The sequence below is a fragment of the Peribacillus sp. NPDC096379 genome, from assembly GCF_044762875.1.
In the GTDB taxonomy this organism is placed as follows: Bacteria; Bacillota; Bacilli; order Bacillales; family DSM-1321; genus Peribacillus.
Map to the genome: position 1 here is coordinate 543624 of NZ_JBIWFD010000002.1, position 19780 is coordinate 563403.

Below are 19780 nucleotides of genomic sequence, written 5' to 3' on the forward strand. Positions count from 1 at the left end.
GTGTGATATGTAATGAAGTTCAGGGAAATGGATACGCAACAAATAGAGATGGCCTTAGAAACAAGCGTCCGGCTTGGATTGGAAGAGACAGAGGTGAATAAAAGGCAGCAATTGAAGGGCTATAATGAACTTCAAGAAGGAGAAAAGCAGTCAGCTATCCTGTTATTCTTTGCACAGTTTAAGGATTTTATGGTTATCGTTCTACTTGCTGCGACCTTAATCTCAGGGATTCTTGGAGAATACATCGATGCTATCGCGATCATTGCCATCATTTTAGTGAATGGTTTTTTAGGATTTTTTCAGGAGCGGAAAGCAGAGAAATCTCTTGAAGCATTAAAGCAGATGGCTGCACCACAAGTACAAGTGCTTAGAAATAGTGAATGGAAAAGGGTACCATCCCGAGAAGTTGTCGTAGGTGACATTTTGAAGTTTACGAGTGGCGACAGGATAGGTGCCGATTTAAGAATTATAGAATCAGCATCTTTAGAAATTGAGGAATCCGCGCTTACTGGAGAATCTGTTCCTGTAGCAAAGCTGAGTGAAGCAATTCAATATGAAGTTGAAAGTATCGGTGACGAGGCTAACTATGCATTTATGGGAACGATGGTGACTCGAGGAAGTGGAACAGGGGTAGTCATTGCAAAGGGAATGGAAACGGCAATGGGGAAAATAGCCGACTTACTCCAATCCGCAGAAACGCAGATCACACCGTTGCAGCGCAGACTGGAGCAGTTAGGTAAAATCCTTATTTTCACCGCACTTTTATTAACTTTTGTGGTTGTGGTGACAGGGATATTACAGGGGAATGATCTTTATACGATGTTCTTGTCGGGGGTTTCCCTTGCGGTAGCTGCGATACCAGAAGGTTTGCCCGCAATTGTTACGGTTGCATTGTCACTTGGTGTGCAGCGAATGATTCGAAAGAATGCGATTGTCAGAAAACTACCTGCCGTTGAAACTTTAGGGTGTGCTTCGGTCATTTGCTCCGACAAAACAGGAACGATGACGCAAAATAAAATGACGGTTACTCATCTTTGGAGCGGTGGTAAAACATGGAATGTATCAGGAACTGGGTATCAGCCTGATGGCGAATTCTATGATGGAGAGAAGAAAGTAGTTCCAAAATCAGACAAATCACTGCACCAGGTGCTTACATTTGGGCTCCTTTGTAATCATGCCAATTTGGTAGTAAAAGATAGTAAGTATGTAGTAGATGGAGATCCAACAGAAGGCGCCTTGCTTGTAAGTGCTATGAAAGCAGGATTAACCCGTGAATCGATCATGAACAATTTTACGATTGTGAAGGAATTTCCATTTGACTCAACAAGAAAGATGATGAGCGTCGTTGTTAAAGACGAGAATGGCAAGCAATTTGTTGTAGTAAAAGGAGCTCCTGATGTACTGATCTCTCGTTGTGATTCGATTCTATGGTCACAGAAATCACAATTCCTTTCGAAAGAAAATATCCAACATGTACAAGAAGCGATTAATGATTTGGCAAGTCAAGCATTGCGGACCATTGCGATTGGCTTTAAGCCATTATCGCCAGGGACCATTCTGCTGGATGAAGCAGAAGCTGAAAGAAATTTAGTCTTTATCGGTTTACAAGGTATGATAGATCCTCCAAGACCTGAAGTTGGGCTTGCAGTTAAAGAAAGTAGAGAAGCAGGGATAAAAACGGTAATGATTACAGGTGACCATGCACAAACGGCAAAAGCCATTGCCAGTCAATTAGGAATTTTACGAGGAAAAGAAAAGGTGATTGAAGGGAAGCAGTTGGCAGAAATGTCAACGGGCGATCTAGAAGATGTTGTTGAAGATGTGGCTGTGTTCGCTCGTGTATCACCTGAAGATAAGTTGAAGATTGTCAAAGCATTTCAGAATAAAGGGCATATTGTGGCAATGACTGGTGATGGTGTAAATGATGCACCAGCCATTAAAACCGCAGATATTGGGATTGCCATGGGGATTACCGGAACCGATGTAGCAAAAGAAGCTTCATCTTTGATTCTGCTTGACGATAATTTTGCTTCCATTAAAGCTGCAATTGCTGAAGGGCGAAATATATATGAAAACATCCGAAAATTCATTAGGTACTTGCTTGCTTCCAACGTTGGCGAAATAATGGTTATGTTTTTTGCAATGCTAATGGCATTGCCGCTACCTCTTGTCCCAATCCAAATTCTTTGGGTAAACCTTGTAACAGATGGGTTGCCGGCTATGGCTTTAGGGCTGGACAAAGCAGAGGGAGATTTAATGAAACGCAAGCCACGTCATCCAAATGAAGGCGTTTTTGCAAGGGGCTTAGGGTGGAAAATTATTTCACGCGGGATTCTAATCGGGCTAGCAACATTAATTGCTTTCATTGTGGTGTATAAAAATAATCCAGACAACCTCGTTTATGCACAAACGATTGCTTTTGCAACATTAGTTTTGGCGCAGTTAATTCATGTATTTGATTGCCGTAGTGAAAAATCTATTTTTTCGAGAAATCCCTTTGGTAATAAATATTTGATTGGTGCAGTAATCTCATCACTACTGCTATTGCTCGTTGTAATCTATTATCCGCCGTTTCAACCGATTTTTCATACAGTGCCGATTGCTATGCGTGATTGGCTACTAGTAATAGGTATGGCATCAATTCCAACTTTTTTGCTTGCTGGAACGTTTTTAGTAAGAAAAACAAAGTAAAGGGAATCTTCCATCAGAGGACAGCTTCCTCTAGATAGTTAAGGCCTACACGATGTGAGTCACATAGACATAGACATGAGGCCATATTTTTTAGTCTGTGATCATTAATTCCGGGGTTTTCTAAACTGTTATTCTTCACAAACTACTCTTTGATCTGCTCATAAAAATTGAAGTGAATGGTATTACAGCCTGTTAAATGGGGGTGAACTATGATATAATTTTTAAGGTAGTAGAGATTGTCTCTATTACCTTTTTATTTGGGTAGATTATATGACGACATACCAAATTACATATACAGGTATAAGTGCGTGTTTAAAAAGGAGGATAAAAAGAGCCGAGAAGTTCGCAAGCTTTTTTACCGGACTTTTTTAACAACCTCTATTAAGTATGACTAATCTTATTTTGACGTATATATTGAACTGTTCAACATCGGCCAATGGTGGTTCCTTCGATTGTTTTCATCTATCATTTTGTTAAGTAGGAAGTGATGCTATGGTAGTTAGTATGACCGGTTATGGAAGAGGTAAAGCTGAACAAGATAAAATCAAGGTCACGGTAGAAATGAAGACCGTTAACCATCGTTTTTGTGAATTCGTGATTCGCCTACCTCGTCAGCTTCTAGTCCTTGAAGACAAATTAAAGAAAAAAGCGAATGAATACATAAGAAGAGGTCGTGCAGAAATATTCATCACCGTTGAGGGTGAAGGACTTGTTTCTAAAAAACTTAAGTTAGATTGGGAGCTGTCCGATCAATTTTTTTCATTGATGGACAAAGTGAAAGAAAAATATCAACTGGAAACATCTGTAACCCTTCATGATGTACTTCAACTGGAAGAGCTATTATCTGTCGAAGAGGAACCTACCGAAAATAAGGATATGGAGCAAGTCCTCTTTGACGCTTTTATGGAAGCACTTGAAAAGCTTAAGGAAATGAGGCTTCGGGAAGGGGTAGAGCTGTATAATGATTTGCAGGGTCAACTCGAAAAATTTCAAGTTGTCGTTGCGGAATTAAAGCAGTATGCACCTTCTGTTGGTGATCAGTATCGAGAACGTCTTGCCCAAAAGCTGACTGATTTTACAAATGGGCTTGTGGAAGAAAGTAGACTCTTGACTGAAGTCGCCGTTTTTGCTGATAAAGCCGATGTTACTGAAGAATTAACTAGGCTTGAAAGTCATAAACTTCAATTTTTAGATACACTTGAGCACACAGAACCTATCGGGCGAAAACTTGACTTTCTAGTGCAGGAAATGAATCGCGAAGTAAATACGATAGGTTCGAAGGCAAATGATTCAATAATAACAAAGAATGTAGTCGAAATGAAAAGTTTACTTGAAAAAATGAAAGAACAAGTTCAAAATATCGAGTAGTCTGTTTATGTTCTTTTGATTGAGGCGACACTAGATATGGATGGGGGACAAAAATGTCTATTAAGCTCATAAATATTGGTTTTGGAAATATTGTTTCGGCTAATCGTATTGTATCAATCGTGAGTCCAGAATCGGCTCCGATCAAACGAATCATCCAAGATGCACGTGATCGCAGTTCATTAATAGATGCAACTTACGGTAGAAGAACGAGGGCGGTAATCATTACAGACAGCGATCATGTCATTTTATCCGCCGTCCAGCCTGAAACGGTTGCAGCCCGTCTTCATGACCGGGATGAAAGTGTAGAAGAGGGGTAATGGAGTACTATGAGAGAAAAGGGTTTATTAATTGTTTTATCTGGTCCATCCGGAGTTGGAAAGGGAACAGTAAGGAAAGAAATATTTTCACAACCTAATACGGCATTCGAATATTCGATATCCATGACCACTCGTCTTCCGCGGGAAGGGGAAGTCGATGGGCTTGATTACTTTTTTAAGAGTCGCGAAGAATTTGAAATTCTGATTGAACAAGGCAAACTACTGGAATACGCAGAGTTTGTTGGTAATTATTATGGAACGCCAGTTGATTATGTTCGTGAAACACTGGATTCTGGTAAAGATGTATTTTTGGAAATTGAAGTGCAAGGAGCTCGTCAAGTAAGAGAAAAATTCCCTGAAGGGTTATTTATTTTCCTTGCCCCGCCAAGTCTTTCAGAGTTGGAGAACAGAATCGTTAACCGTGGAACAGAATCAGAAGAACTAATTCGTCAACGAATGCTTGCTGCAAAAGCAGAAATTGAATTAATGGATTTATACGATTATGTTGTTGAAAATGACCATGTTGTTCATGCCTGTCAGCGAATCAATGCAATTGTGGTTGCTGAGCATTGCAGACGAGAACGCGTATCTACCCGTTATAAAAAAATGTTGGAGGTTAAATAAATTATGTTATATCCATCTATCGATTCATTATTGCTGAAAATTGATTCTAAATACTCACTTGTATCTGTTGCAGCTAAACGTGCAAGACAAATGCAAATTAAAAATGACTGCAAAATCGAAAAGCCTGTGTCTTATAAATCAGTAGGTCGTGCTCTAGAAGAAATTCATTCAGGTAATTTAACGTATGATAACCAATATGAAGAAAAGTAAGTATTAATTGTACGAAAGCAAAAACAGCTTTTGGCTGGACAGTAACTATTGACAGACAAGGGTCAGACTTTCTAAAGAACAATAGCAGATGAAGCTATTGATTGGGAAGTCCGGCCCTTTCTTGCATTTTTATTCAATTTAAGCAGTCCGTCATTAGTCAAGTAATGTATAACGCATAAGAAAACTTCTTTTGTATCATTTTGACTTATGTATGATTTTTAGTCACTATAGTGAACACATAAGGTATGACCCGTTATGGTGTTCAGCCTAAAATCAAGATGCTTGCGCTTTTTATCCCGCATTACCAGGCAGTAAAATCCCCACCTCAAGGCTTAGAGGAATCAAGGAACGTAGGGTGGGGGATAACTGCCCGTAAAAGCCTGATAGATGAACCAATCGGGTTCGTAGAGTCGCTTTATCGTAGCAGAGCGGAGATGTTAGCGACACTAGAACGAGACTAACAATCGGTGGGGAATGAAGAAAATCCTCACTGATTGAAGTTTCACTTTATGTTATCCTTCATAATAAGAAAAAAGAACATGTGTTGGGGGGAAAGTGTATGCTTACTAATAAAAAGATTCTTCTTTGTGTAACTGGTGGGATTGCGGTTTTCAAGGCTGCTGCATTAACGAGTAAACTAACTCAGGCTGGTGCACAAGTGAAGGTGATGATGAGTGAATCAGCGGGGAAATTTGTGACTCCGCTAACGTTCCAAGCCTTATCAAGGCATGATGTATATATAGATACATTTGATGAAAAAAATTCAGCAGTGATTGCCCATATTGATTTGGCTGATTGGGCGGATGTGATCTTAATTGCACCAGCGACAGCTAATATAATTGGAAAGATGGCAAATGGAATTGCTGATGATATGATTTCAACGACATTACTCGCAACCGTTGCTCCTGTTTGGGTTGCTCCGGCGATGAATGTTCACATGTATGCTCATCCAGCTGTTCAGCAAAACATGGCAACTTTGAAAAGCTTTGGTTATTCATTTATTGAGCCTTCTGAGGGGTACTTAGCTTGTGGCTATACAGGAAAAGGGCGTTTAGAGGAACCTGAAACGATTGTGGAACAGCTTTCTGCCTTTTTTTCAAACAAAACGAAAGAACTATCTTTGAGCGGGAAAAAAATCGTCATAACAGCAGGGCCTACCAGGGAACATATTGACCCTGTACGTTATCTTTCTAATCGATCTACTGGCAAAATGGGTTATGCTCTTGCTGAACAAGCCCTTGCTTTAGGTGCGGAGGTTGTATTGATCACAGGACCTGTTTCATTATTGCCCCCTGCCAAAGCGGAAACTGTGCAAGTTGAGACTGCATCGGAAATGTATGACCAAGTGATGAAAGTGTATGAAGGGGCGGACGTGGTCATAAAATCAGCCGCCGTTAGTGACTATACACCTAAATTCGCTCATTCGAAAAAAATGAAGAAACAACCAGGGGAAAGTGCCCTTGAACTAGAACGAACGAAAGATATTTTGCTAGAGCTTGGTAAGAAAAAAACAACGCAAATACTGGTAGGTTTTGCAGCAGAAACAGACAACCTAAAAGAGTATGCGGTAGGAAAACTGCACAAAAAGAACGCTGATATGATTGTTGCTAATAATGTAACAACCGAGGGAGCGGGGTTTGGCCATGATACAAACATTGTCACTCTATTTAAGAAAGACGGTACAAATCTTGAACTTCCTTTGATGAGTAAAACTGAAACCGCTAAAGCAGTCTTGCTGGAAGTTGTGGAGATGTTGAAAAAGGAATGATGATACATGAACATTGCGACAGTCATTGTTGACGTCCCTGCGAAACAAACCGACCGTGAATTCGATTATACGATTCCAGATAAATGGCTTCATATTATCCAGCCTGGTATGCGAGTCATTATTCCGTTTGGTCCAAGAATGGTTCAAGGGTTTGTGACTGGTTTGAAAGATAAAAGCGAATGGAAAAAACTTCGGTCTATTAAAGAACCGATGGATATCGATCCTGTTTTAAATGATGAGCTCTTAGCATTAGGAGATTGGTTAACAGAAGAGACACTATGCTATAAGATTTCTGCTCTTCAGGCGATGCTTCCGTCAGCTATGAAAGCAAAATACGAGAAAATTATTAAAGTAAATGAACAAAAAAGAAATCAGGTTCATCCGGATATTTTACAAATGATGGGGAATAAAGATGCTCTTTCCTGGAAGGAGGTCATTGACGGTGATAAAGCCTCCCTTTTCCAAAAAGAGGTCCAAAAAGGTCATCTAGAAGTTCTATATTATGTAAAAAACCGAAATAATAAAAAAACGATGCGAATGATAGTACCTGCACTAAACATGGAAGATTTAATTAAGGCCAAGCAATCACTTCCTACAAGCGCAAAGAAGCAGCATGATATTTTGGCTTATTTCGTTGCAACGCCAAAAAAGGTCTTGCTTAAAGAATTATTAGATATCACACATGCATCTAATGGTACAGCGAAGTCACTCATCGATAAAGGGATTTTATTGGAAACAAATGAGGAGGTATATCGTGATCCGTATGAAAATCGAACATTTGAAAAGAAACCGTTCTTTGAGCTAACCGATGAACAAGCAATCGCGATTGCCCCTATTAAAGAATCGATTAAGAATAATTGTCATGACGTTTTTTTACTGTATGGCGTTACAGGTAGTGGTAAGACAGAAATTTATTTGCAAGCGATTGATGATGTGATAAAAAAGGGCGGCGAGGCAATCATGCTCGTTCCAGAAATTTCATTAACTCCACAAACAGTCAAACGATTTAAAGAGCGATTTGGTGAACAAGTTGCTGTGATGCATAGTGGCTTATCGATCGGTGAGAAATACGATGAATGGCGAAAAATTCACCGTAAAGAAGTAAAAGTCGTAGTCGGTGCTCGTTCTGCCGTATTCGCTCCGTTTGAAAATCTGGGAATTATTATTATCGATGAAGAGCATGAATCCAGTTATAAACAAGAAGAAACCGTTCGATATCATGCAAGAGATGTGGCGATACAACGAGCAAAATCACATAACTGTTCTGTCATTCTTGGCAGCGCGACTCCGACACTTGAATCATTTGCAAGAGCGCAGAAAAACGTGTACAAGCTCCTTACCTTAAGCAAGCGAATGAATGACCATGCACTTCCTGCGGTAGAAATTGTTGATATGCGAGAAGAATTACGTAACGGCAACAGATCGATGTTTTCTGAATTATTGTTTACGAAGCTTCAAGATCGCTTAGAAAAAAAACAACAAACCGTTTTGATGCTAAATAAAAGAGGACACTCTTCTTTCGTGATGTGTAGAAGTTGTGGGTATGTATCAAATTGTCCAAACTGTGAAATTTCACTTACATATCATCGATCGAATCATTCGTTAAAATGCCATTATTGCGGGCATGAGGAAGCGATGTTAGCTGAATGTCCAGAATGTGGAAGTGAACATATTCGTTTCTTTGGTACAGGTACCCAGAAAGTTGAAGAGGAATTGACGAAAATATTGCCGGAAGCTAGAGTGATTCGAATGGATGTAGATACAACTACTAGGAAAGGGTCGCATGAGCGTCTGCTTCAAGCATTTGGGGAAGGGAAGGCAGATATCCTTCTTGGTACACAAATGATTGCAAAAGGACTAGATTTTCCGAATATCACCTTAGTCGGTGTTTTGTCAGCAGATACGATGCTACATCTGCCGGATTTTCGTTCCTCAGAAAAGACCTTTCAATTGTTAACCCAAGTGTCAGGGCGAGCGGGCCGCCATGAATTGACAGGAGAAGTTGTCATTCAAACGTATTCACCGGAGCATTACAGCATTGAGTTATCAGGACAGCAGGATTATAACACCTTTTATCAAAGAGAGATGACGATAAGAAGGAGCAATCACTATCCGCCTTATTATTATATCGCCCTCGTTACGGTTTCTCACGAAGACTTAATGACCGCTGTTTCAGTTACTGAAAAGATTTCAGGTTTCATGAGAAATGGATTAAGCCCAGGTGCAATGATTCTCGGACCATCAGCATCACCAATTAGTCGGATTAACAATAGATATCGCTACCAATGTCTGATAAAATACAAACGGGAACCAAACCTTCATCAATGCTTTAAAACAATTAATGACCATTATCAGCAGGAACTCGCACAACAACATTTACAAATATCGATTGATTTAAATCCTCAAATGATGATGTAAAAATCAACCGTGTTTTTCTATAGGAGGAATTACAAGTTTTGGCTATTTTACCGATTGTTTTGTATCCAAATGAAATTTTAGAAAAAGAATGTGAAAAAGTAACAGATTTTGATAAAAAGTTGGCTAAGCTGTTAACAAACATGTATGATACGATGATCGAAGCGGATGGGGTAGGACTAGCGGCTCCGCAAATTGGTTTAAAGAAACAAATTGCCGTTGTTGATATCGATGATCATCATGGAACAATTGAAATGATTAATCCGGTTGTTTTAGAGACCGACGGAAAACAGGTCGGTCCTGAAGGGTGTTTAAGTTTTCCAGATTTATACGGAGAAGTTGAACGTCCATATAAAGTGAAGATCAGAGCCCAAAATCGTAAAGGTGGTTTTTACGAATTAGAAGCTGAGGACTTTCTTGCTCGTGCAATCCTACATGAAATCGACCATTTACACGGCGTGCTTTTTACAACTAAAGTTAGTCGATATCTAACAGAAGAGGAATTGGAAGAGGAGGAAGCATAATGACGAAAAAAATTGTTTTTATGGGAACACCAGATTTTTCCGTTCCTGTGCTGCAACGCGTAATTAAAGAAGGCTATAATGTAATTGCTGTCGTTACACAGCCAGACCGGCCAGTGGGACGAAAAAGAGTACTGACTCCTCCACCTGTAAAGATCGAAGCAGTGAAACAAGGAATCCCTGTATATCAACCTGAAAAAATCCGCAATGAAGCGGAATTAGCAGAAATCCTTGCCTTAAAACCGGATTTAATTATTACAGCTGCCTTTGGTCAAATTCTTCCGAATAAGTTGTTAGAAGCTCCAGAATATGGCTGTATCAATGTACATGCTTCGCTTTTACCAGAACTGCGAGGTGGAGCACCTATCCATTATTCCATTTTACAAGGAAAAGAAAAAACCGGAATTACCATTATGTACATGGCGGAGAAACTAGATGCCGGAGATATCTTGACACAAGCAGAAGTTAAGATCGAAGAAGAAGATAATGTTGGTACATTACACGAAAAATTAAGCCAAATTGGATCTGATTTGCTTGCTGAAACGATACCTAAGCTTTTCAATCGAGAAATCACGCCTGTTAAGCAAAATGATGCCAAAGCAACATTTGCCCCTAATATTAAACGAGAACAGGAAAAGATTGACTGGGACAAAAGCGGTGAAGACATATATAATCATGTTCGCGGATTAAATCCTTGGCCAGTTGCTTATACACTATTAAAGGGTGAAACACTCAAAGTATGGACTACAAAAAAAATACAGCTCTCGTCCCCTGTACAGCCAGGTGTTGTGATAGATGTTCTTGAAGAAGGATTTGTTGTTGGTACCGGAAACACGACGGCTGTTTTAATTCTTGAGCTTCAGCCTGCAGGCAAGAAAAAAATGTTGGCGAAAGATTATTTACGCGGAGCGGGCTCTTTTATTAAAGTGGGCTTAAAGATTGGAGAATGAAATGAAACAAACGAAAAAGGGTGTAAGGGATATTGCGCTTGATGTCCTCGAATCCGTTGAAAAGAATCAAGCATATAGCAACCTGCTACTAAACTCAATGATTAACAAACATCAATTATCATCGGCTGACAGCGGTTTGCTCACAGAAATCACATACGGAACGATTCAAAGGAAAATGACGCTCGATTACTATTTGCAGCCTTTTATCAAAAATGAAAAAAAGACGCTTTCCTGGGTAATCAACTTGCTACGTTTATCGGTTTATCAAATGGTTTATCTTGATAAGGTACCCGATCATGCGATTATTTATGAAGCGGTTGAAATTGCAAAAAAACGGGGACATAAAGGCATTACATCTATGGTGAATGGGATTCTACGGAATGTACAGAGAAAAGGTCTCCGGTCACTAGAAGATATTGAAGATAACGCCGAGCGACTTGCCATTGAGACGAGTCATCCGACCTGGCTCGTAAAGAGATGGATTGAACAATTCGGATTTGAAAAAACAGCTGATATGTGTGAAACAAATTTAACGGCCCCTGTACAATCAGCAAGGGTGAATGTTAAGAAAATCTCTAGAAGTGAATTGGTTAGTACGCTGACGGAAGAAGGCTATGATGTAGAAAAAAGCCCGATACTTGATGAAGCAATTTATTGCTTAAAAGGGAATCTTGCACATTCAGAAAGCTATAAAATGGGCTTTCTCTCTATTCAAGATGAAAGTTCTATGCTCGTTGCTCATGCATTGGATGCCACTGGAAATGATATCGTTCTCGATTGTTGTGCAGCTCCAGGTGGAAAATCGACACATATTGCAGAAGGGTTGACTACCGGGCAAGTAGTGGCGATTGATCTTCATGAGCACAAAGTCAAACTAATTAAAGATCAAGCCCAGCGGTTAGGATTAAGAAATATTAAAACCGAAGTATCTGATAGTAGAAAAGTTCAAGAATTATTTAATAAAGAAGGTTTTGACAAAGTTCTAGTAGATGCTCCTTGTTCCGGTTTAGGTGTAATGCGCCGAAAACCGGATGTGAAGTATACGAAAACAAAAGATGATATAATAAAACTTTCTAGTATCCAAAATCAACTTTTAGAAGCAGCTGCACCGCTTGTGAAGAAGGGCGGCAACCTCATTTATAGTACATGTACAGTCGATCAAGAAGAGAATGATACTGTAGCTAATCATTTTTTGGAAAAACATCCGGACTTTGAGCGAGATTTGACGTTAAAAGACAGAATGCCAGAAAGCGTGCAGCCGCTTGTCAACGATTATAAATTGCAAGTATTTCCACAGGATTTCGGCAGTGATGGATTTTTCATTGCTAGTTTTAGAAAGAAGGTGCTGTAATGGCAGAAACGGTAACAACAAGAAGAAAAACAGTAACGAAACCAGAAAAGCCATCTATTTATTCATTGGAGCTTAACGAATTAAAACAATGGTTAACAGAAAATGGGGAAAAAGCTTTCCGTGCGGAGCAACTTTTTGAATGGTTGTATAAAAAGCGTATAACAAGCTTTGAAGATATGTCTAATTTATCAAAAGAACTACGTGGAAAACTCGATGCTAGCTTTACGATTACAACGTTGAAGACGCTTGTTCAACAAACTTCCATTGACGGAAATACGATGAAGTTCTTATTTGAATTGCATGACGGTTACTCGATTGAAACTGTGCTTATGCGCCATGAATATGGGAATTCTGTTTGTGTAACAACTCAAGTTGGTTGCCGTATCGGCTGTACGTTCTGTGCCTCTACACTTGGTGGCTTAAAAAGAAATTTAGAAGCAGGAGAAATTGTTGCCCAAGTCGTAAAAGTACAACAAGCCCTTGATGAAATGGATCAACGAGTAAGTTCAGTCGTTATTATGGGAATCGGCGAACCATTTGATAACTATGATGAAATGATGAGCTTTTTGAAAAATATCAATCATGAAAGAGGATTGAACATCGGGGCTCGCCATATTACAGTTTCAACAAGTGGGATTATTCCAAAAATCTATAAATTTGCTGATGAAGAATTGCAAATTAATTTTGCTTTATCCTTACATGCGCCAAATTCCGAGCTGAGAAGTAAATTAATGCCAATCAACCGTGCTTATAAATTACCGGATCTTATTGAAGCGATCAAATACTATACCGAAAAAACGGGCAGAAGGGTTAGTTTTGAATACGGCTTATTCGGCGGTGAAAACGACCAAGTTGAGCATGCTGAAGAATTGGCAGATTTAATTAAAGGAATAAAGTGCCATGTAAACTTGATTCCAGTAAACTATGTGCCAGAACGCAACTATGTTAGAACACCTCGTGAGCAGATTTTTGAATTCGAAAAAACGTTAAAGAAACGAGGCGTCAATGTCACGATTCGTAGAGAACAGGGTCATGATATCGATGCAGCTTGCGGCCAGCTTCGTGCTAAGGAGCGCAAAGAAGAGACGAGGTGACAGAAGTCTATGAATGACATCTTTTTAACAAATCAGGGGAAAGTCCGCCAACATAATGAAGATAATGGCGGAATCTTTCTTAATCCCCATGGAGTTCGCCTTGCCATTGTAGCCGATGGCATGGGCGGGCACCGTGCTGGTGATGTAGCAAGTCAAATGACCGTTGAATTTTTGCAAAAACGTTGGGAAGAAGAATCAGGTCCGATGTTTTCACCAAATGAAGCGGAATCATGGCTTCAGCGGGAAATAAAGGAAATCAATCGTCTTTTGTTCATATATTCTGAGGAAAATTCAGAATGTCAGGGAATGGGTACTACAATTGTAGCTGCCATTTGCACGAATAAATTTTCAACGATTGCTAATATTGGCGACAGCCGCTGTTATTTGTACAATGAATCAGGTTTTAAACAAGTGACTGAAGACCATTCTTTAGTAAATGAGCTCGTACGAAGCGGTCAAATTTCAAAGGAAGATGCTGAGAATCATCCTCGTAAAAATGTCTTACTTCGTGCTCTAGGAACTGAAATCAATGTTGAGATGGACATTTTCACGATTATATGTGAAGAAGCCGATGTACTTTTACTGTGCTCTGATGGCTTATCGAATAAAATTAGTGAACAAGAAATGATCACCATCATTACGAATCAAGATGAATTAGATAAAAAAGCCAATTCTTTCATTACAATGGCGAATGAATATGGCGGAGAAGATAATATCACCCTTGCCCTACTTCGATTTTTTGATAATAGTGAGAGTAGGTGAGCCTTATGTTAATTGGTAAAAGAATTAACGGCCGTTATAAGTTATTGGAAATGGTCGGCGGCGGTGGGATGGCCAATGTATATTTGGCTCAGGATATGATTCTTGAACGCGAAGTAGCGCTTAAGATTCTCCGTATGGATTTCAATAATGATGAAGAATTTATCAAGCGTTTCAATCGTGAGGCCCAATCTGCAACAAGTCTTACTCACCCGAACATCGTCAGCATTTATGACGTTGGAGAAGATGGTGATATTTATTATATTGTTATGGAATATGTGAAAGGCCTAACCCTTAAACAATACATACAAAAGTTTTATCCGGTCCCGATTGAAAAAGCACTGGACATTCTTAAACAAATTACGTCTGCTATTTCTCAAGCGCATCATAACGGAATCATTCATCGAGATATTAAGCCACAAAATATCCTGATTGATGATCATGGGAATGTGAAGATTACTGATTTCGGTATTGCCCTTGCATTAAGCGCGACCAATATTACGCAAACGAATGCTGTACTTGGCTCCGTTCATTATCTGTCACCAGAACAGGCAAGAGGAGGCATGGCAAATAATAAATCGGATATTTATTCGCTTGGCATTGTCATGTTTGAACTATTGACAGGAAGACTGCCGTTTTCGGGGGAATCGGCTGTTTCAATTGCTCTGAAACATCTTCAATCAGAAACACCTTCTCCGAAACGTTGGAATCCTTCTATCCCGCAAAGTGTCGAAAATATTATTCTTAAGGCGACTGCCAAGGACTCTTATTATCGCTATGGAACTGTAGATGAAATGGAAGATGATATAAGGTCTGCACTGAATCCCGAACGCACGAATGAAACTCCGTTTGTGATCCCTGAGGATATGGACGCGACAAAGGTAATTCCAATTATTACAAGTGACAATATGACTGGGATAGATGAAACGATTATTCGTGGACCGGAGAAAAATACGGTGGTTTATCCAGAAGAAGAACTAGATGAACCACAAAAAGGGAACAAAAAAACTAAAAAGGTTAAGCAAAATAAACAGAAACGAAAAAAGTGGCCGCTGATCTTATTATTTACTTTCCTTTTATTGCTGGCTGTAACAGCTGGAGCGATATATGCTTATCCATATATTATGGGACCGAAAGATGTCACAATCCAAGATGTAAGTGGAGAAAAAGCAGATGATGCGATTGCGATTCTTGAAGAACAAGGCCTTGTTGTAACGAATCCTATCCTGTTAGACGACGAAGTAGTACCTGAAGGAAATGTCATTCGTATCGATCCACAAGAAGGGCAGATTGTAAAAGAAGGAAGAGAAATTAAAATGTTCGTAAGCAGCGGCAAAAAGAAGATTGTTATTGCCGACTATACAAACAGGATCTATGATGATATTCAATCGCTAATAGCTGGCCGTTTTAAGGATATAATCATCACCCAAGTTTTTGATGAAAGTGAACCAGGTACGATTGTCTCACAAAGTCCAGCATCCGAATTGGAGCTAATACCGTCTGATACTGTGCTTGAATTGACGGTAAGTAAAGGACCTGATTATATACCTTTAAAAAATCTTAAAGAATTCAATCAAACAGGGCTGGATGACTACGAGAGTGATGCAGAAATTACGATTAATGTAGTAAGAGAAGAATATAGTGATACAATTGGTGAAGGTCTTGTCATTTCTCAAGAACCCGCCCCTTTTACGAAAATAAAAAAAGGAAGCCAAGTCAATGTTGTACTATCGAAAGGAAAGGAAGAAATTCCTCCCAAACAAGTGAATGTAAACATTACAATACCGTATGAATCGGAAGAAGAAGGAAAACCGCAGGAAATTCAGATTTTCATTGAAGATATGAATCATAGTATGACAGAAACGTATGAACCACCATTCTTTATAACTTCTGAGGCGTATCGAACATTAGAATTCACCGTTCAGCATAATAAAAAAGCCGGATATAAAGTCGTCAGAGACGGTCAAGTGATTTTGGATGAAAAAGTGGAATATCCGAAAGAGTAATCAAACATCTAAGGAGTGAGTCTATGCCAGAAGGAAAGATCATTAAAGCACTGAGCGGTTTTTACTATGTGTTGGATGGGGAGGAAGTCATTCAGTGCCGTGGTCGAGGGGTTTTTCGGAAAAATAAAATCACCCCGTTAGTTGGTGATTCAGTCGTGTATCAAGCTGAGAATCCTACTGATGGATATGTCTTAGAAATTAAAGATCGCAAGAATGAACTAGTCAGACCTCCAATTGCCAATATAGATCAGGCGATTCTTGTTTTTTCTGCAGTGGAGCCAGATTTTAGTACAACCTTGCTAGACCGTTTTCTAGTCGCTATCGAGGATAATGAAATTGAGCCAATCATTATTATTAGCAAAATTGATCTTGTAGTGGAAGCTAAAAAAGCAAGCTTGGATCAATACATGAGAGATTATCAAGAGATTGGCTACACCGTTATTAAAACATCTAGTATTACAAGCGATGGGATTGAAGCGCTACTGCCGCAATTATCAGGAAAAACAAGCGTCTTTGCTGGTCAATCCGGCGTAGGGAAGTCCTCCTTGCTAAATACAATCAATCCAGAATTAGCGTTAGAGACAAATGATATATCCAGCCATTTAGGACGAGGGAAGCATACTACACGTCATGTAGAGCTTATTCATGTAGGTTCAGGTCTCGTTGCTGATACACCTGGTTTTAGTTCACTAGAATTTATGGACATTGAAGTAGACCGTTTAGCTTATTGTTTTCCAGAAATCTATCAAGCAGGTGAAAGATGTAAGTTCCGAGGTTGTTTACATGACAAAGAACCTAAATGTGCAGTAAAAGAAGGGGTAGCTCAAGGTGAAATCCCTAGCTACCGCCATAAACATTATCTTCAAATATTAGAGGAAATAAAAGATAGAAAGCCGAGGTATTAACAAATGGTTAAAATTGCACCATCGATTCTTTCTGCAAATTTTGCAAAGCTAGGTGAAGAGATTAAGGATGTCGAAAGAGGGGGAGCGGATTATATTCACGTTGACGTGATGGATGGCCATTTCGTTCCGAACATTACTATAGGTCCGCTAATTGTTGACGCAATCCGTCCGGTTACTGATTTACCATTAGACGTTCATTTAATGATTGAGGCCCCTGATCAATATGTGGAAGCATTTGCAAAAGCAGGAGCGGATTATATTACTGTTCATGTTGAAGCTTGTCCGCATCTTCACCGAACAATCCAATTAATCAAATCTTTTGGTGTGAAAGCAGGTGTCGTGCTTAATCCAGCTACACCGGTTTCATCGATAAAGCACATTATTGAAGACATCGATCTTGTTCTTCTGATGACGGTGAATCCCGGTTTTGGCGGACAGAAATTCATTCACGCAGTCCTGCCTAAGATTAGCGAAGTGAGAGAGATGGCCGATGCTTTGAATCCGGAACTTGAAATCGAAATCGACGGTGGAGTAAATGAAGAGACGGCGAAATTATGTGTTGAGCATGGTGCAACCGTTTTAGTAGCAGGATCAGCTATTTATAATGAAAGTGACCGAGCTTTAGCAATAAAAAAACTTCGCGGGTAATAATGAAAAACCGACTCCTTTAGCGGATGGATCGGAGAGGGGAATCCTTTTCGAATCTATTTTGAATAAGGGGCGGTTTTTTTATATTCTAAAATGGAGGTACAGCTAATGATAATTAGTATTGTAGCGGGTGGACCGGTAGCTTTACTCCCCGATTTGAACGTATATCGAGAGAAATCAAGCATATGGGTGGGGGTGGATCGAGGTGTCTACACGCTCATGCAACACGATATTGTCCCAGATGTAGCGTTCGGAGATTTTGATTCTGTTACAGAAGCAGAGCTTGCAGACATCAAGAAAACATTGAATCATCTGGAAATATATCCAGCTGAGAAAGATGAAACTGATTTAGAGATTGCCTTCAACTGGGCGCTTTCAAAACACCCAGAAGAAATCTATGTATTTGGTGCAACGGGGGGAAGAATGGATCATTTTATCGGAAATCTTCAACTCCTGCTAAAAAAACCACTCCTCGAGCAAAAAAATAATCTGAACATTTTTATCGTAGACAAGCAGAATCTAATATCGTTCAAAACACCTGGTACATATTCTCTGGAAGCTATGAATGATAAAAAGTATGTCTCTTTCCTACCTATTTCAACTGAAGTAAAAGGAATTACATTGGCAGGTTTTAAATATCCGTTGACCAATCATGTTCTGCCCCTTGGTTCAACCCAATGCATAAGCAATGAACTTATTTCGCAATGTGGGAATTTTTCATTCACTGATGGCATATTAATGGTGATAAGAAGCAGTGATTAATCATCACGCTTGGCAGGATAAACGGACGTATTTTATTTTACCGATATCTGCTAATGAAATGATAACAGGCAATTAGTGATGTTTCTGAATGTAAGAGCAGATGTATACGAGGAGGGGCATTATGAAATTTTATACAATTAAGCTACCAAAAGTCATAGGCGGCTTGGTAAGAGCGATGCTTGGAGCGTTCAAGAAAGGCTGAAGATATATATTTGATAACAAACACCCGGATTTTGGGTGTTTTTTTTGAGAAAAAACTAAAGTTCTTTATAATACGTGTTCAAAAAGAAGGACAAAAAGAGCCAAGAAGTTCTGCGAGCGCATCTCAAGAAACTTTCGCGTATGCAGTAACGTTTGGATCGGACTTGCACAGAAGGTCATTCATGTGCTTTGATGCAAGTCGCCAGCTTTTTTGCCAGTTTATTATACATCCTCTTATAGCGGTGACTAGTGGATCTTATTGAATGGTACAATTCTGCTTGAGGAGAAAGCAGCGTTATGTATCCAATGGCAGGTTGGGACTTCTAGGCATTGTTGCCGATAAATTAAAAAGGCACCCTTATGCAAGGATGCCGTTTACATTATACGCGTTCTACTTTACCAGATTTAAGAGCTCTTGCAGAAACGTATACACGTTTAGGTTTACCGTCAACTAAAATACGTACTTTTTGAAGGTTAGCCCCCCATGTACGTTTGTTAGCATTCATTGCGTGTGAGCGTTTATTACCAGATCGAGTTTTTCTACCAGTGATTACACATTGACGTGCCATATTAAATTCCCTCCTAACTACTAATGCTTAGGTTTTCATAGTATCTTAAGTCTTATGAAATACCTTAATAATTTATCACACCTATCTGGAGAATGCAATACTTCTGTTCATTACTTTCAAGAAAAATACCTTGACATACATGACAGATAATTGATTTATACTAATACGGCATGACAATTCCTTTTAATACACTTGCCAATATAGTAAAATGTTTATAGCTAATGAGATTTTGGGAGGGGAACGTATATGTCTATTGAATTAAAAACTAAATTTGGACAAATTGATATTTCTAACGATGTAATTGCTACAGTTGCAGGTGGCGCTGCAGTGGATTGTTACGGTATTGTAGGAATGGCTTCTAAGAAACAAATTAAAGATGGCATAACGGAAATCTTGCGTCGTGAGAACTTCACTAAAGGTGTGATTGTACGCCAAGAGAATGATGAAGTCCACATTGATATGTTTATTATTGTAAGCTATGGAACAAAGATTTCCGAAGTTGCGCACAATGTACAGTCAAAGGTAAAATACACCCTGGACAAAACGGTCGGATTAGCTGCAGATTCAGTTAATATTTTTGTACAGGGAGTTCGCGTAACGAACCCTTAAATCGAGGAGGAA

19 protein-coding genes are annotated in these 19780 nt (G+C 39.4%); 18 read left to right on the top strand and 1 reads right to left on the bottom strand.

Going from position 1 to position 19780, the window contains the following annotated elements; translation table 11 throughout:
• Positions 1-12: 12 nt before the first annotated feature.
• The 17 genes from ACIQZI_RS11650 (at position 13) to spoVM (ending at position 18591) form a co-directional block, all read left to right on the top strand.
• Positions 13-2691: a calcium-translocating P-type ATPase, SERCA-type gene (locus ACIQZI_RS11650; protein WP_403073241.1), complete on the top strand. Its 2679-nt coding sequence runs from the start codon at positions 13-15 to the stop codon at positions 2689-2691.
• A 492-nt stretch (positions 2692-3183) separates the two neighbouring features.
• Positions 3184-4059 (top strand): YicC/YloC family endoribonuclease, encoded by an 876-nt coding sequence (locus tag ACIQZI_RS11655; RefSeq protein ID WP_403073244.1) that lies wholly within the window; start codon positions 3184-3186, stop codon positions 4057-4059.
• 53 nt (positions 4060-4112) lie between these two features.
• A complete protein-coding gene (remA, locus tag ACIQZI_RS11660; RefSeq protein WP_049680722.1) occupies positions 4113-4376 on the top strand; it encodes an extracellular matrix/biofilm regulator RemA in 264 nt (87 codons plus the stop codon).
• Positions 4377-4385: 9 nt separating this feature from the next.
• Positions 4386-5000, top strand: coding sequence for a guanylate kinase (gene gmk / locus ACIQZI_RS11665; protein WP_062181323.1), 615 nt, complete (start codon positions 4386-4388; stop codon positions 4998-5000).
• Between the two features lie 3 nt (positions 5001-5003).
• Positions 5004-5210: a DNA-directed RNA polymerase subunit omega gene (gene rpoZ / locus ACIQZI_RS11670; RefSeq protein ID WP_062181321.1), complete on the top strand. Its 207-nt coding sequence runs from the start codon at positions 5004-5006 to the stop codon at positions 5208-5210.
• 559 nt (positions 5211-5769) lie between these two features.
• Positions 5770-6978: a bifunctional phosphopantothenoylcysteine decarboxylase/phosphopantothenate--cysteine ligase CoaBC gene (gene coaBC / locus ACIQZI_RS11675; RefSeq protein ID WP_403073248.1), complete on the top strand. Its 1209-nt coding sequence runs from the start codon at positions 5770-5772 to the stop codon at positions 6976-6978.
• 6 nt (positions 6979-6984) lie between these two features.
• Positions 6985-9396 (top strand): primosomal protein N', encoded by a 2412-nt coding sequence (gene priA, locus ACIQZI_RS11680; protein ID WP_403073250.1) that lies wholly within the window; start codon positions 6985-6987, stop codon positions 9394-9396.
• A gap of 38 nt (positions 9397-9434) precedes the next feature.
• Positions 9435-9917 (top strand): peptide deformylase, encoded by a 483-nt coding sequence (gene def, locus ACIQZI_RS11685; protein ID WP_062181313.1) that lies wholly within the window; start codon positions 9435-9437, stop codon positions 9915-9917.
• Positions 9917-10864 (top strand): methionyl-tRNA formyltransferase, encoded by a 948-nt coding sequence (fmt, locus tag ACIQZI_RS11690; protein WP_403073253.1) that lies wholly within the window; start codon positions 9917-9919, stop codon positions 10862-10864. Before def ends, fmt begins: the two co-directional genes overlap by 1 nt.
• Position 10865: 1 nt before the next feature.
• Entirely contained in the window at positions 10866-12215 is a 1350-nt protein-coding gene (gene rsmB / locus ACIQZI_RS11695) for a 16S rRNA (cytosine(967)-C(5))-methyltransferase RsmB (protein ID WP_403073255.1), read from the top strand.
• Complete coding sequence (gene rlmN / locus ACIQZI_RS11700; RefSeq protein ID WP_049680730.1) at positions 12215-13309, top strand: dual-specificity RNA methyltransferase RlmN; 1095 nt, start codon at positions 12215-12217, stop codon at positions 13307-13309. The genes rsmB and rlmN overlap by 1 nt, the downstream gene beginning before the upstream one ends.
• 9 nt (positions 13310-13318) lie before the next feature.
• Positions 13319-14071: a Stp1/IreP family PP2C-type Ser/Thr phosphatase gene (locus ACIQZI_RS11705; RefSeq protein ID WP_403073257.1), complete on the top strand. Its 753-nt coding sequence runs from the start codon at positions 13319-13321 to the stop codon at positions 14069-14071.
• Positions 14072-14076: 5 nt separating this feature from the next.
• Positions 14077-16074, top strand: a complete 1998-nt coding sequence (gene pknB / locus ACIQZI_RS11710; protein WP_403073259.1) for a Stk1 family PASTA domain-containing Ser/Thr kinase — start codon at positions 14077-14079, stop codon at positions 16072-16074.
• A gap of 23 nt (positions 16075-16097) precedes the next feature.
• Positions 16098-16979, top strand: a complete 882-nt coding sequence (gene rsgA / locus ACIQZI_RS11715; protein WP_403073261.1) for a ribosome small subunit-dependent GTPase A — start codon at positions 16098-16100, stop codon at positions 16977-16979.
• 3 nt (positions 16980-16982) lie between these two features.
• Positions 16983-17627 (top strand): ribulose-phosphate 3-epimerase, encoded by a 645-nt coding sequence (gene rpe, locus ACIQZI_RS11720; RefSeq protein WP_062181285.1) that lies wholly within the window; start codon positions 16983-16985, stop codon positions 17625-17627.
• Positions 17628-17735: 108 nt separating this feature from the next.
• A complete protein-coding gene (locus ACIQZI_RS11725) occupies positions 17736-18389 on the top strand; it encodes a thiamine diphosphokinase (protein ID WP_403073264.1) in 654 nt (217 codons plus the stop codon).
• A gap of 121 nt (positions 18390-18510) precedes the next feature.
• Positions 18511-18591, top strand: a complete 81-nt coding sequence (spoVM, locus tag ACIQZI_RS11730) for a stage V sporulation protein SpoVM (RefSeq protein ID WP_062181279.1) — start codon at positions 18511-18513, stop codon at positions 18589-18591.
• Positions 18592-18970: 379 nt separating this feature from the next.
• Here the strand turns inward: spoVM and rpmB are convergent, their stop codons facing one another.
• On the bottom strand, positions 18971-19159 hold the full coding sequence (rpmB, locus tag ACIQZI_RS11735) for a 50S ribosomal protein L28 (protein WP_028392895.1): 189 nt from the start codon (positions 19157-19159) through the stop codon (positions 18971-18973).
• A 246-nt stretch (positions 19160-19405) separates the two neighbouring features.
• Here rpmB and ACIQZI_RS11740 point away from each other — a divergent pair, with 246 nt between their 5' ends.
• Positions 19406-19768 carry an Asp23/Gls24 family envelope stress response protein gene (locus ACIQZI_RS11740; RefSeq protein WP_062181275.1) on the top strand — a complete coding sequence of 121 codons (363 nt, stop codon included), beginning with the start codon at positions 19406-19408 and terminating at the stop codon, positions 19766-19768.
• Positions 19769-19780: the final 12 nt, after the last annotated feature.

What these genes read in the sequence shown, in the direction of transcription:
- ACIQZI_RS11725 (WP_403073264.1), top strand. Translation starts at nt 17,736, where the DNA reads ATGATAATTAGTATTGTAGCGGGTGGACCGGTAGCTTTACTCCCCGAT.
- remA (WP_049680722.1), top strand. Translation starts at nt 4,113, where the DNA reads ATGTCTATTAAGCTCATAAATATTGGTTTTGGAAATATTGTTTCGGCT.
- ACIQZI_RS11740 (WP_062181275.1), top strand. Translation starts at nt 19,406, where the DNA reads ATGTCTATTGAATTAAAAACTAAATTTGGACAAATTGATATTTCTAAC.
- pknB (WP_403073259.1), top strand. Translation starts at nt 14,077, where the DNA reads ATGTTAATTGGTAAAAGAATTAACGGCCGTTATAAGTTATTGGAAATG.
- ACIQZI_RS11650 (WP_403073241.1), top strand. Translation starts at nt 13, where the DNA reads ATGAAGTTCAGGGAAATGGATACGCAACAAATAGAGATGGCCTTAGAA.
- ACIQZI_RS11655 (WP_403073244.1), top strand. Translation starts at nt 3,184, where the DNA reads ATGGTAGTTAGTATGACCGGTTATGGAAGAGGTAAAGCTGAACAAGAT.
- ACIQZI_RS11705 (WP_403073257.1), top strand. Translation starts at nt 13,319, where the DNA reads ATGAATGACATCTTTTTAACAAATCAGGGGAAAGTCCGCCAACATAAT.
- rpe (WP_062181285.1), top strand. Translation starts at nt 16,983, where the DNA reads ATGGTTAAAATTGCACCATCGATTCTTTCTGCAAATTTTGCAAAGCTA.
- rsmB (WP_403073255.1), top strand. Translation starts at nt 10,866, where the DNA reads ATGAAACAAACGAAAAAGGGTGTAAGGGATATTGCGCTTGATGTCCTC.
- coaBC (WP_403073248.1), top strand. Translation starts at nt 5,770, where the DNA reads ATGCTTACTAATAAAAAGATTCTTCTTTGTGTAACTGGTGGGATTGCG.
- rpoZ (WP_062181321.1), top strand. Translation starts at nt 5,004, where the DNA reads ATGTTATATCCATCTATCGATTCATTATTGCTGAAAATTGATTCTAAA.
- gmk (WP_062181323.1), top strand. Translation starts at nt 4,386, where the DNA reads ATGAGAGAAAAGGGTTTATTAATTGTTTTATCTGGTCCATCCGGAGTT.
- fmt (WP_403073253.1), top strand. Translation starts at nt 9,917, where the DNA reads ATGACGAAAAAAATTGTTTTTATGGGAACACCAGATTTTTCCGTTCCT.
- rsgA (WP_403073261.1), top strand. Translation starts at nt 16,098, where the DNA reads ATGCCAGAAGGAAAGATCATTAAAGCACTGAGCGGTTTTTACTATGTG.
- priA (WP_403073250.1), top strand. Translation starts at nt 6,985, where the DNA reads ATGAACATTGCGACAGTCATTGTTGACGTCCCTGCGAAACAAACCGAC.
- rlmN (WP_049680730.1), top strand. Translation starts at nt 12,215, where the DNA reads ATGGCAGAAACGGTAACAACAAGAAGAAAAACAGTAACGAAACCAGAA.
- spoVM (WP_062181279.1), top strand. Translation starts at nt 18,511, where the DNA reads ATGAAATTTTATACAATTAAGCTACCAAAAGTCATAGGCGGCTTGGTA.
- rpmB (WP_028392895.1), bottom strand. Translation starts at nt 19,159, where the DNA reads ATGGCACGTCAATGTGTAATCACTGGTAGAAAAACTCGATCTGGTAAT.